At 63.2% G+C, this 11,491-nt stretch carries 11 protein-coding genes; 4 read left to right on the top strand and 7 right to left on the bottom strand.

The genetic code is table 11. The annotated features are described in order from the left end of the window. The first annotated feature begins 84 nt into the window (after window positions 1–84). Both ACOOEX_RS13115 and ACOOEX_RS13110 read left to right on the top strand, forming a co-directional pair. On the top strand, window positions 85–219 hold the full coding sequence (locus tag ACOOEX_RS13115; protein WP_420395246.1) for a hypothetical protein: 135 nt from the start codon (window positions 85–87) through the stop codon (window positions 217–219). A gap of 356 nt (window positions 220–575) precedes the next feature. Further along, on the top strand, window positions 576–1,505 hold the full coding sequence (locus ACOOEX_RS13110; RefSeq protein WP_420395245.1) for a Hint domain-containing protein: 930 nt from the start codon (window positions 576–578) through the stop codon (window positions 1,503–1,505). Between the two features lie 131 nt (window positions 1,506–1,636). On the opposite strand, the gene ACOOEX_RS13105 is transcribed toward ACOOEX_RS13110, so the two are convergent. Beyond that, window positions 1,637–2,785 carry a M24 family metallopeptidase gene (locus ACOOEX_RS13105; protein ID WP_420395244.1) on the bottom strand — a complete coding sequence of 383 codons (1,149 nt, stop codon included), beginning with the start codon at window positions 2,783–2,785 and terminating at the stop codon, window positions 1,637–1,639. A gap of 23 nt (window positions 2,786–2,808) precedes the next feature. Next, complete coding sequence (locus tag ACOOEX_RS13100) at window positions 2,809–4,440, bottom strand: AMP-binding protein (RefSeq protein ID WP_420395243.1); 1,632 nt, start codon at window positions 4,438–4,440, stop codon at window positions 2,809–2,811. Window positions 4,441–4,842: 402 nt separating this feature from the next. Here ACOOEX_RS13100 and ACOOEX_RS13095 point away from each other — a divergent pair, with 402 nt between their 5' ends. Further along, window positions 4,843–5,511: a Hint domain-containing protein gene (locus tag ACOOEX_RS13095; protein WP_420395242.1), complete on the top strand. Its 669-nt coding sequence runs from the start codon at window positions 4,843–4,845 to the stop codon at window positions 5,509–5,511. A 143-nt stretch (window positions 5,512–5,654) separates the two neighbouring features. Continuing rightward, window positions 5,655–6,188 (top strand): dihydrofolate reductase family protein, encoded by a 534-nt coding sequence (locus ACOOEX_RS13090; protein WP_420395241.1) that lies wholly within the window; start codon window positions 5,655–5,657, stop codon window positions 6,186–6,188. A 59-nt stretch (window positions 6,189–6,247) separates the two neighbouring features. Here the strand turns inward: ACOOEX_RS13090 and ACOOEX_RS13085 are convergent, their stop codons facing one another. Genes ACOOEX_RS13085 through ACOOEX_RS13065 form a run of 5 tightly spaced genes read right to left on the bottom strand, consistent with a single transcriptional unit; the run spans window position 6,248 to window position 11,285 of the window. Beyond that, window positions 6,248–8,455, bottom strand: a complete 2,208-nt coding sequence (locus tag ACOOEX_RS13085) for a 3-hydroxyacyl-CoA dehydrogenase NAD-binding domain-containing protein (RefSeq protein ID WP_420395240.1) — start codon at window positions 8,453–8,455, stop codon at window positions 6,248–6,250. Next, the gene (locus ACOOEX_RS13080) at window positions 8,452–8,925 is read right to left on the bottom strand and encodes a cupin domain-containing protein (protein ID WP_420395239.1); all 474 of its coding nucleotides are present in this window, start codon (window positions 8,923–8,925) and stop codon (window positions 8,452–8,454) included. Before ACOOEX_RS13080 ends, ACOOEX_RS13085 begins: the two co-directional genes overlap by 4 nt. After that, the gene (locus tag ACOOEX_RS13075) at window positions 8,925–10,136 is read right to left on the bottom strand and encodes an acetyl-CoA C-acetyltransferase (RefSeq protein ID WP_420395238.1); all 1,212 of its coding nucleotides are present in this window, start codon (window positions 10,134–10,136) and stop codon (window positions 8,925–8,927) included. The genes ACOOEX_RS13080 and ACOOEX_RS13075 overlap by 1 nt, the downstream gene beginning before the upstream one ends. A 16-nt stretch (window positions 10,137–10,152) precedes the next feature. After that, complete coding sequence (locus ACOOEX_RS13070) at window positions 10,153–10,644, bottom strand: hypothetical protein (RefSeq protein ID WP_420395237.1); 492 nt, start codon at window positions 10,642–10,644, stop codon at window positions 10,153–10,155. Continuing rightward, the gene (locus ACOOEX_RS13065; RefSeq protein WP_420395236.1) at window positions 10,641–11,285 is read right to left on the bottom strand and encodes a glutathione S-transferase family protein; all 645 of its coding nucleotides are present in this window, start codon (window positions 11,283–11,285) and stop codon (window positions 10,641–10,643) included. The genes ACOOEX_RS13070 and ACOOEX_RS13065 overlap by 4 nt, the downstream gene beginning before the upstream one ends. Window positions 11,286–11,491 lie beyond the last annotated feature (206 nt).

Genomic DNA, 11,491 nt, shown 5'->3' with positions numbered 1-11,491 from the left:
ACCCCCCGTACATACGGAATGACCGAAATTCGACAGGTTGCACGGATCGGCAGGGAGAACGGCGATGAAGAGCCATAGCAGCGGGTGACGGCGGGGGCTCGCCATTGCCTCGACCGTCGCAAGTTCCCCGGGGCGCTCTTACACGCCTCGGCCATCTTCCGGGTGGCGGCGGTCAAGATCACCGGCGAGACCGGCCAGTATGATGGCCGCGCCTTCTAACCGCGCTGCGGATCATCGGTCTTTTCGCAAAGTGCGGACGAGCTGGAGGTCACACCGTTCTGGCCCGATGCGCAGCCTCGGGACACGTGGATACGTGTGGCTTTCACCGTGCTGGTCATGACTGGGAGGCGGGACGAGATGCTTGCGCGCCAAGGCGCTGTGAAAGCGGTCGTGTAGTGCCGCTGACGAGAGGCGCATCCCCCGGAGTGCAGGGCAATGTGCCCCAAGCTTGCCCGAGAACCCGTTTTCGGGCACGCTCTGCCTTGGGGTTGGCCTGCCTGGCGCGGATTGAACTGCCGTGAACCTGAACCGTGGCGGGGCAGCAGTTTTACTTGGGGGATTGCATAATGTCAGAAATGGCAACTGAAGGATATATCGGGCTCACTGGCGTGGGCTTCATAAACGGTAGCGAGGGGGATGGTGGAAGCTCGCTGACCTGGACAGGCACGGAAGTTTACGGGACTGGCGGAGCGAACTCCGATATGAATTTCAACATCGGGGATGCTGGTAACGACGGCTATTTGAACGTGAGCGCGGATTACTTTGTGAACCCGCCCTACTTCTTCACGGGCTACACGATAACCGACCTCGGGGTCGAATACGGCGTATTTTCAGATGGGATCAGCTATCTTGTCCCGCTCCCTCAGGACGGTACTACACAGACAATCATCCCTTCGTCAGGCACCTCGAATGTCTACCAGTCGCAGGCCTCAGCCTATCTGTGTTTTGCCGCTGGCACGCAGATTACCACCCCGTCCGGCGAGCGGGTCGTGGAAGGTTTGCAGATCGGCGACCCAGTGCTGACGGCCGAGGGGCGCGCCGTCGCTGTGAAATGGGTGGGTCGGCAGAGCGTCAAGACCCGCTTCGGCGCGGCCGAGCGTCTGACCCCGGTGCGCATCCGGGCCGGGGCACTGGGCGAGGGGCTGCCGCATAGCGACCTGACGGTGACCGCCGATCATGGCATGATCGTCGATGGCGTGATCTGCCACGCTGGCGCTCTGGTGAACGGCGAGACGATCACGCGGCTGCCACTGGCGGAGATGGGCGAGAGCTATACCGTCTACCACATCGAGACCGAGGCGCATGAGATCATCCTCGCCAACGGCGCGGCGACGGAGACCTTCATCGACAATGCATCCCGCAGGGCCTTCGACAACTGGGCCGAGTTCGAGGCGCTTTATGGCGACGTGCCCGAGATGGAGGAACTGCCCCTTCCCCGTGCCATGAGCGCGCGGCAAGTGCCTGCCTGTATCAGGGCGCGGCTTTGCCCCACGAAGGTGGCCTGACGAGCCCGCGTAGGAGAGACCGGAGACCGGCCAGGTCATGCCGGATCTGTCATCGGTTATCTGGCGGGGGGACTGGGCGGCCCAAAGGCTGTTCGCTTGCAGGGTCCCTGGCGGGATGGTGTGTTTGCCCCCTAGAGCACCACCTCTGCCAGTGCCTTGGGATGGTGGGTCAGCGGCTCCCACCCGTCGTCCGTGATGATGAAGCTGTCGCCCACCTGCGCGCGGAAGGTGTCGACCGAAACCGAGCCATCAACCGCCAGCACCATGCCGGGCTGGATGATCGTGGTGTCGCCGGTGACAAGCTGCGGTTTCTCGAGGAAGCTGAAGCCCGTCGCCCGCCCGCAGCGGAACGGGTATTCGAAGCCCGCGCCCTGAATCACCTCGGCATAGGCGGCGTGGACGCTCTCGGCGGTCACACCGGGGCGGAGCGCCTCGAGCGCCGCCTTCTGGCTGGCCACCGCGACCTCGTAGACCGCTGCCTGATCGTCGGGGGCATCCCCGATCCAGAAGGTGCGGTCGAAGCCCAGTTTGAAGCGGTGGAAATTGGTCATGCCGCAGAAGCACAGGAACACCGGCTCGCCCTGCCGCATGATCCGGGTCGAGGCGCGGTGATGGGTTTTGATGATGTCGCGGCCCGAGGCCATGATTTGCAGGAAATGCGTGTTGGGCGACATGTCGGTGTCGTCGTAATGGGCCGACAGCAGGTCGGCGGCCTTGCGGGTGCCCGCCTGCGAGGTGGCGATGGCGACCTCGTATTCCGGCACCCCATCGGCAATCGCGCCGCGGCCGGCCGCCATCATCGCGCCCGCCACTTCGCCCGCGTGGCGGGCCAGTTGCAGTTCCTCGGGCGATTTGATCATGCGCATGTCGGCAAGGATCGGGGTGACGGTGGTCAGCCGGTCCCTGCCAGCGAGGTCATCCACATAGGCCCGCACGGGGGGCGGCATGTGATCGGGCTCGATGCCGATCTTGCCCGCACCCTTGACCGCGCCCGGTAGGTCCGCGCGCCATTCGAGACCCATGCCATCGTTCCACGCGGCGATCCGGTCGACCCGCGCCGAGGCCAGCGCAGCATTGAGGTCGATCGTGGGGGTGATCAGAAGGCTGTCGCCGTCACGCGGAACCACAAGGATCGTGGGTCGCCCGAACTCCATATGAAGGTAGTCGTAATAGCCGGTCAGGTAGTAGACATTGTCGTCATCGGTGATGAGCGCGACGTCCATCCCCGCTTCGGTCATGCGGTGACGCAGCGATTGCAGACGGTGTTCGAACAGGGTCATGGCGACGCACCTTTAAGTGATGCTCAGAGATCGACCGCCAGTTTGCGCAGCTCGAATTTCTGGATCTTGCCGGTCGAGGTCTTGGGCAGTTCCCGGAAAAGGACGCGCTTGGGGGTCTTGAAGCCTGCCAGCCGCTGGCGGGCGAAGGCGATCAGGTCGTCCTCGGTTGCCTCGACCCCCGGTTTCAGTTCCACGAAGGCCCAGGGCACCTCGCCCCATTTGTCGTCGGGCTTGGCCACCACGGCGCAGAGCAGCACGGCGGGGTGATGCATCAGCGCGCCCTCGACCTCGACCGAGCTGATATTCTCGCCGCCCGAGATGATGATGTCCTTGGCGCGGTCGGCGATCTGGATGTAGCTGTCGGGGTGTTGCAGCGCGATGTCGCCGGAATGGAAATAACCGCCCTTGAAGGCCTCGGCAGTGGCGCGGGGGTTCTTGTAGTAGCCCTTCATCACCGAATTGCCGCGGATCATGATTTCGCCGGTGGCAGCGCCGTCCTGCGGGATCTGAGTCATGTCGCTGTCGGTGACGATGATCGGTTCCATATTCGGCAGCGCGACGCCCTGACGGGCCTTGATCGCGGCGCGCTCTTCCTGGGCCAGGTCGCCCCACTGATCGTCCTTCCAGACGCATTCGGTGGCGTGGCCATAGGTTTCGGTCAGGCCATAGACCTGGGTGACGTTGAAGCCCATAGGCTCGATCGCGGCCAGCGTGGCGGCGGCGGGGGGCGCGCCTGCGGTGAAGACCTCGACGGTATGATCAAAGGCGCGCCGGTCGGCCTCGGAGGAGTTCACGATCATGTTCAGCACGATGGGGGCGCCGCCGAAATGGGTCACTCCCTCATCGGCGATGGCGTCGTAGATCGCCTTGGCGGTCACGTCGCGGCAGCAGACGACGGTGCCGCCAAGCGCGGGCAGCATCCAAGTGTGGCACCAGTTGTTGCAGTGGAAGAAGGGCACGATGGTCAGCAGACGGGGATAAAGCGTCATCCGCCAGGAAATCGGGGTGCCCATGGTGATCAGGTAGGCGCCGCGATGGTGATAGACGACGCCCTTGGGCCGGCCGGTGGTGCCGGAGGTGTAGTTGAGCGCGATGCTCTCCCACTCATCTTCGGGCATGATCCATTCGAAATCGGCATCACCTTCGGCCAGCAGTTCCTCGTAGGTCAGGTGACGGCCAGAGGCGGGATAGCCCGCCTGATCGTCTGGCACCTCGACGATGAGCGGCAGGTCTTCGCTTTCCATTTCCTTCATGGCCGCTTCGACCGCGCCCAGAAACTGGGTATCGACCAGCACGACCGACGCTTCGCCATGGTCGAGGATGTAGCTGATGGTGCCAATCTCCAGCCGCGTGTTGATCGTGTTCAGCACCGCCCCACAGGCGGGTACGCCAAAAAGCGCCTCGGCCTGGGCGGGCACATTGGGCATGACGGTGGCGACCACATCGCCGGGGGCGACACCGCGACCGGCAAGGGCAGAGGCCAGTTGCGACACGCGGGCATGATATTCGGCATAGGTCTTTCGGAACGTGCCATAGACCAGCGCCTCGACCTGCGGATAGACCAGCACGGCGCGTTTGAGATGCGTCAGCGGCGTCAGCGGCACGAAATTCGCGGCGCGTTTTTCCAGCCCGGTTTCATCCTTCATCCAGCCCATGCGATGTCCTCCCTGCCGGTCGTCGATGCGATGATCGGGATGTTTGGCAGAGATTTTTCAAAAGAAAAGAGTTTGTGTGACGCAACGGCATCAAATGTCGGACATTTGGCGGTCCTGTACCTTGAACAGTCGCTAACGCAGGCTGCCGATGCACCGTGAACCGGGGCGCGCGCCGCCCGTGCAGGCGATGACCAGCATCGGATTGCGAATCGCAGGGCACCTGCTGCGAGACGTTCGGCGAGCAGCGGTCGATCCGGGGGGCGATCTGCGCGAGTCTTCATTCAGAAAATTGGAAATACTTTTTAAGGGGAAATGATCCGTTAATTATTATTGCTCAAAGTTTTTCATATTTTCGCCATTCTGAATCTCAATAAGAAATTCAATCAAACAATGGAATCGAGCGTGACCAAACAGATCAGACACAGGGCCGTTGGAAAGGCCATCATTCCCGGTGCGGCGATGCTGACCGGGTTCGGCGGTGAGGCCTTGCCTCTGGGGTTGCAGGGGCGGACGCCGGTGCAGACCCCCTATGGCGATCTGCCGGTCAGCGAGTTGACGCCGGGGACATTGGTGGAAACCTTCGAGGACGGGTACAAGGAAATCCGCGCCATCATCCAGCGCCGGGCCTGGGCCAGCCCGTCCGAACGCTGCTTGGAACATTGGCCCTTCGAAATTCCCGCTGGCGCGCTGGGCAATTGTGAGCCCTTGCAACTGATGCAGCATCAGGCGGTCATCTATGAAAGCGATTTGGTGGAAAAGATGACCGGCGATCCCTTCGTTCTGCTGCCAGCGAAGGCGCTGGATGGCTATGGCGGGATCAAGCCGGTGGAACCCGTGGGGGATCAGCTGGTCTATGAACTGATCTTCGATCAGCCACAGGCGATTTGCGTGGGCGGCGGCACCTATCTGCTGGCCGACGATGCGCTGAGTTTCGAGGTGGCAATGGGGCACCTGAAGATCGTGGACAATTGCAAGGCGCTGAGCTGGGAAAAGGCGCGGCTGCTGATGAAGCATATCGAGGCCGGAACCTTCGCCGAAGGCAGGGCGATGGTCGCGGCAGAGGCGGACTAGGCCGGTCCCGGCTTGCCATTCCTGCCGGGTGCAGGGTAGGCTTCGCCCTGACAACAGGAGTGCTCTGCCAGTGATCAAGTAAGGACCAACCCGTTTGCGTGGCCCCCCGGGGCCAAGTTGGACCTTGTTTGAGGAGCACTTAAATGCATCCCGTTATCTATGACGTGGCCGTGTCTTTGGACGGCTATATTTCCGGTCCCGAAGGGGACATTTCCGGTTTTTCCCATGAGGGGCCGGTGGTCGAGGACTATGTCGCCCGACTGGCGGGCTATGCCACCGCCATCATGGGGCGTGGCACTTACGAGTTCGGGTATCGCTTTGGCATGGAGCCGGGGCAGAACCCCTACACCCACATGCGGACCCATGTGTTTTCCGAGCGGCTGGAGCTGCCGGAAGAGCGGTCCGTGACCCTGCATCGCGGGGCAGGGCGGGCGCAGGTGGAGGCGGTGATCCGTGGGTCTGACGGGCCGGTCTACCTGTGCGGCGGCGGGGCGTTTGCCGGGGCGCTGCTGGGCTGGGGGTTGATCGACCGGTTGAGGGTGAAACGCGCTCCGATTGTTCTGTGCGGCGGTACGCCGTTGTTCGGGGGCAGTCCGGTGCGGCCTGAATTGCGGCTTGTATCCCAGACAATTTATGACGGCGGCTATCTGTATCAGGAGTTCGAAATCATCCGCTAAAACATGAGAAAGGGGCGAGGTGGTTAGCCCGCCTCGCCCCTGATTGCCGTGTCTGCCACTTAGGCGGCTGTTTGCGCCTGCGGGCCGAAGCGGCCATAGAAGCTGTGGCCCTTGGCGGCCATGTCTCGCAGCAGATCGGGGGTGGCAAAGCGGTCGCCGTAGGTCTCGGTCAGCTGGTCACAGCGCTCCGCCGCATAGGGCGTGCCGAGCATGTCGAGCCAGCTGAACGGCCCGCCCGACCACGGCGCGAAACCCCAGCCGAGGATCGCGCCGACATCGCCTTCGCGGATGTCTTCCAGCACGCCTTCCTCCAGCGCGCGGACCGCTTCCAGAACCTGCGCGAAGAGCAGGCGGTGCTGGACCTCGATCAGCTCGGGCTGGTCATCCGCAGCCGGATATTTCGCGGCCAGACCCTCCCACAGGCCCTGACGCTTGCCCGCGTCGTCATAGGCGTAGAAGCCCGCGTTCGACTTGCGACCCAGCCGGCCCTCGTCGGCCATCCAGAACAGCACGTCATCGACGGCGGCATCGGGATAGGCGTCGCCCATGGCGGCCTTGGTGGCCTTGGCGATTTTTACGCCGAGGTCGATGGAGGTTTCATCCACCAGTTGCAGCGGACCAAGGGGCATCCCCACCAGCTTCGCCGCGTTTTCGATCAGGACGGGCGAAACGCCTTCCTTCACCATGCGGATGCCTTCGTTGATGTAGGGAATGATGCAGCGGTTGGCGTAGAAGAAGCGGGCGTCATTGACGACGATGGGCGTCTTGCGGATCTGGCGCACGTAGTCGAGCGCCTTGGCCACGGCGCGGTTGCCGGTTTCCTTGCCCTTGATGATCTCCACCAGCAGCATCTTGTCGACGGGGCTGAAGAAGTGGATGCCGATGAACTGCTCAGGCCGCTTGCTGGCCTTGGCCAGGTCGCTGATCGGCAGGGTGGAGGTGTTGGTGGCGAAGATCGCGTCTTCGGGAATGACCGCTTCTGCCTTGGCGGTGACGTCGGCCTTGACGGACGGGTCTTCGAACACGGCCTCAACGATCAGGTCGCAGCCTTCAAGCGCGGCGTATTCGGTGGTGGCGGTGATGCGGGCCAGAAGCTCCGCCTTCTGGTCCTCCGTCACCTTGCGGCGAGAAATGCCCTTGTCGAGAATGCCGGTGGAGTAGGATTTCCCCCGGTCGGCGGCTTCTTGGCTAGAGTCGATCAGCACAACCTCGATGCCCGCTTTAGCCGAGACATAGGCGATGCCTGCGCCCATCATTCCCGCGCCCAGAACGCCGACTTTCTTGACGGTTTCATCGGCCACATCGGGACGGTTCGCGCCTTTTTCCAGCGCTTCCTTGTTGACGAAGAGGCTGTTGATCATGGCCGAGGACGAGGGGTTCATCAGCACATTGGTGAACCAGCGCGCCTCGACCTTCAGCGCCGTGTCGAAGGGCACCAGTGCGCCTTCGTAGACGGCAGAAAGCAGCGCCTTGGCCGCCGGGTAGACGCCCTTGGTCTTGCCGTTCACCATCGCGGACGCGCCCACGAAGGTCATGAAGCCGGAGGGGTGGTAGGGGGCGCCGCCGGGCATCTTGTAACCCTTCTGGTCCCACGGTTTGACGATATCGGCGTCCTTGGCATTGAGGACCCAGTCTTTCGCGGCAGAGAGCAGCTCATCTGCCGGAACCACTTCGTCAACGATGCCCGCCGATTTGGCCTTCTTCGGGTCCGACAGCTTGCCTTCCAGCAGGAAGGGGCTGGCCGTCATCGCGCCCATCTTGCGCACGAGGCGGGTGGTGCCGCCCGCGCCGGGGAAGATGCCGACCATGATTTCCGGCAGGCCGATCTTGGCCTTGGGGTTGTCAGCCGCAAAAATGCGGTGGCAGGAGAGCGGGATTTCGAGGCCAATGCCAAGCGCGGTGCCGGGCAGGGCGCAGGCGATCGGTTTGGCCCCCTTCAACGTCTTGGGGTCCATGCCCGCGCGCTCGATCTTGCGCATGATGCGGTGGGCATTCATGATCCCGTCAAAGAGGCCTTTGGCGGGGTTGTCGCCCGCCATTTCCTTCATCTTGGCGATGACCTTGAGGTCCATGCCGCCCGCGAAGCTGCCGGGCTTGCCGCTGGTCAGGATCACGCCCTTGATGGCGTCATCTGCCAGCGCCTGATCAATCAGCGCCTCCAGCTCGACCCAGCCTTCGAGGGTCATCACGTTCATGCTTTTGCCCTGGGTGTCCCACAGGATGGTGGCGACGCCGTCGGCGTCCGTGGTCATGGTGAAATCGGTCATTTGTTTTCTCCCTTGAGCGGGGTGCCGTCTTTGCGGGTAAAGGTGAAACCGGTCGCGTCGACACTGATTTTCAGGTCGATGTCGCTGTACCAGCCGGTCTCGGTTTCCGTGCGGGTGCCGATGACGAGGAAGCGGGCCTCGTCATCGGTTTTGTTGATGAAGCAGTGGCCGTTGGGATCGCCCGCCTTGAAGGTGGCGCAGTCGCCCACGGACATCGGCGTTTCGCCATGGTCATCGACCAGCGTGCAGGTGCCCTCCGTGACCATGACGAATTCATCCTGCTGTTCATGCCAGTGACGCAGCGAGGATTTTGCGCCGGGGGCGAGGATCACGATATTCGCGCCGAACTGCGTCAGCCCGCCCGCATCGCCCACGCGCAGCGAGCTGCGCCCCTCCATCTCCGCATCATGAGGAGCAGGGTAGATGGAGCCGGTGCGCGGTTCCAGTTTGGAAAGGTCGATCTTTGGCATCAGACGCGCTCGATGATGGTGGCCGCGCCCATGCCCGACCCGATGCAGAGCGTCGCAAGCCCGGTTTCCTTGTCGGAGCGTTCCAGCTCATCCAGAAGCGTGCCGAGGATCATCGCGCCGGTCGCGCCAAGCGGGTGGCCCATGGCGATGGAGCCGCCATTGACGTTGATCTTGTCCCAATCCGCGTCGAACGCCTGCTGGAAACGCATGACGACCGAGGCGAAGGCCTCGTTCACCTCGAAAAGGTCCAGATCGCCGATGGTCATGCCGGATTCGGCCAGGATCTTCTGGGTCACGGGGACGGGGCCGGTCAGCATGATGGTGGGGTCGGTGCCGATCTTGGCAGTGGCGCGAATGCGGGCGCGGGGTTTCAGGCCCATGGCTTCGCCAAACGCCTTGTTGCCGATCAGAACGGCGGCGGCGCCATCGACGATGCCAGAGGAATTGCCCGCATGGTGGATGTGGTTGATCCGCTCCAGATGCGGGTATTTCATCAACGCCACGGCGTCGAAGCCGGGCATGACCTCGCCCATATCCTTGAAGGAGGGCTTGAGACCGCCGAGCGACTGCATGTCGGTGCCGGGACGCATGTATTCGTCATGATCGAGGATCGGCAGGCCGTTCTGGTCGAAGACGGGCACGATGGATTTGGCGAAGCGATTGTCATCCCATGCGGCCTTTGCGCGTTTCTGGGATTCCACCGCCAGCGCATCCGCCTGATCGCGGGTGAAGCCGTATTCAGTGGCGATGATATCGGCGGAGATGCCCTGCGGGACGAAGTAATTGTCCATCGCGATGGCGGGATCGACGGCAATCGCGCCGCCATCCATGCCCATGGGCGTGCGGCTCATGCTCTCCACGCCACCGGCGATATAGGCATTGCCCGCGCCGCCGCGCACCTGGTTTGCAGCGAGGTTCACCGCCTCCAGCCCGCTTGCGCAGAAGCGGTTGATGGAGAGGCCGGGGATCGACTCGTCAAGCTCAGAGGCCAGAACGGCGGTGCGCGCCAGGCAGGCGCCCTGTTCGGCCACCTGGGTGACATTGCCCCAGATCACATCCTCGACGGCATGGCCTTCAAGGTTGTTGCGGTCCTTGAGTGCGTTCAGTGCAATCGCGGACAGCCGCGCGGCGCTGACTTCGTGCAAGGAGCCGTCCTTGCGGCCTTTGCCGCGCGGGGTGCGGATGGCGTCATAGATATAGGCGTCGGTCATGGGGAATCCTTACGTCTCAGGTCTGTGGCAGGTCGGCTGGAAGCGACCAATGAGTATCGACATGCTCTCGGCAAGCGCGGGCGGCGCTGCGGGTTTCGGTTGCAGTGGAGCAGGCCCTGTGCAGGGTTTCACGCGCCTCCCGGAAGCCCTGGGAGGCCCAGAAGAGCGTGGCCAGTGCGGAGAGGGTGGCCAGTGCGAAGCCAGCGAAGATCAGCGGTGCGTCACGCGGCAACCGCTCCGCCGGTATGAGAAGCGGCAGGGCGGTGATCACCCCCGTGCAGAAGAAGAGCAGCAGGGTTGCGGGGGCTTCATAGTCGATCAGGCCGAGAAACACCGCCATCGCGGGCAGCACGGCCAGAACGGTTGCGCCGAAGAGGCCGATGAAGGCGCTGCGGGGCAGCGGGTCCGTCCGTCCTCGGTAGGGTTTGAGAACGCAGGCAAGGCTCGCCCCCCCTACCAGCCCGCCGAGCAGGGCAATGGCGGCCATGATTGCGAAGGCTGCGGTCATTTGGCGGTCTCTTTCTCCGCCAGGGCGCGCGGCATCAGGTCGTAGGGGTGTTGCCACCTCGGCGTGTCGGACAGGCGGGTGAGCCAGGCGTCGACATGGGGCCAGTCGGCCCGGTCGAAGCCGAAGGGCTCGGGGTAATAGAGATAGCCGCAGCAGGAGAGATCGGCGTTGGTGATGCCGTCGCCTACGATCCAGTCGCGGCCTTCCAGATGGGCGTTGAGCGTGGCATAGGCGGCCTTGAGACGGCCCTGCATGAAGGCGATCACGTTGGGGTCGCGGTGCTTTTCGGGCAGGAAGTTCATCAGGAAACGGGTCATCCCGGCCTGTGAGGAGAGCTTGTGGTTGTCCCACAGGACCCACCGGAGCACTTCGTATTTGTCCTCTGCCGCGCCACCATGTTTGCCGCTCTTGTCGGTCACATATTGCTGGATCGCGCCGGACTGGGTGAGCCTGACGTCGCCATCGACCAGAACCGGGGCTTCGCCCATTGCATTGATATTGGCGCGATACTCGGGCGTGCGGGTCTCACCGGCGAAGAAGTCGACAAAGACCGGCTCCCAGTCGAGGCCGGACAATTCCAGCGCCAGCGCGGCCTTGTAGGCATTGCCGCTTTCCCCGAAGCAGTAGAGCTTGATCGTCATACGCCATCCTCCCTGGCCAGTGTTGCGCAAGCGGGGGGATTTCGCATCCCCGTCGCCATTGGGATTGAACCAATGGCGCCCAAAGAGCGCCCCCCCTGCGGGGTATTTTCGCAAAGAAGACGGCTCATAACGGTTTGTTAAGGTTAACCGCCTAGCTTCCTAAGCGCGGTACAGGCTGGGGAGCCGATGACCGCCAAAGGAGAAGG

The organism is Nioella sp. (assembly GCF_965215655.1).
Taxonomy (GTDB): Bacteria; Pseudomonadota; Alphaproteobacteria; order Rhodobacterales; family Rhodobacteraceae; genus Nioella.
This window is presented reverse-complemented; position numbering and strand designations above follow the sequence as displayed.

Coding starts and splice junctions, on each gene's coding strand:
- ACOOEX_RS13105 (WP_420395244.1), bottom strand. CDS start 2,785: ATGACCCTGTTCGAACACCGTCTGCAATCGCTGCGTCACCGCATGACC.
- ACOOEX_RS13065 (WP_420395236.1), bottom strand. CDS start 11,285: ATGACGATCAAGCTCTACTGCTTCGGGGAAAGCGGCAATGCCTACAAG.
- ACOOEX_RS13110 (WP_420395245.1), top strand. CDS start 576: ATGGCAACTGAAGGATATATCGGGCTCACTGGCGTGGGCTTCATAAAC.
- ACOOEX_RS13085 (WP_420395240.1), bottom strand. CDS start 8,455: ATGACCGATTTCACCATGACCACGGACGCCGACGGCGTCGCCACCATC.
- ACOOEX_RS13100 (WP_420395243.1), bottom strand. CDS start 4,440: ATGGGCTGGATGAAGGATGAAACCGGGCTGGAAAAACGCGCCGCGAAT.
- ACOOEX_RS13080 (WP_420395239.1), bottom strand. CDS start 8,925: ATGCCAAAGATCGACCTTTCCAAACTGGAACCGCGCACCGGCTCCATC.
- ACOOEX_RS13090 (WP_420395241.1), top strand. CDS start 5,655: ATGCATCCCGTTATCTATGACGTGGCCGTGTCTTTGGACGGCTATATT.
- ACOOEX_RS13070 (WP_420395237.1), bottom strand. CDS start 10,644: ATGACCGCAGCCTTCGCAATCATGGCCGCCATTGCCCTGCTCGGCGGG.
- ACOOEX_RS13075 (WP_420395238.1), bottom strand. CDS start 10,136: ATGACCGACGCCTATATCTATGACGCCATCCGCACCCCGCGCGGCAAA.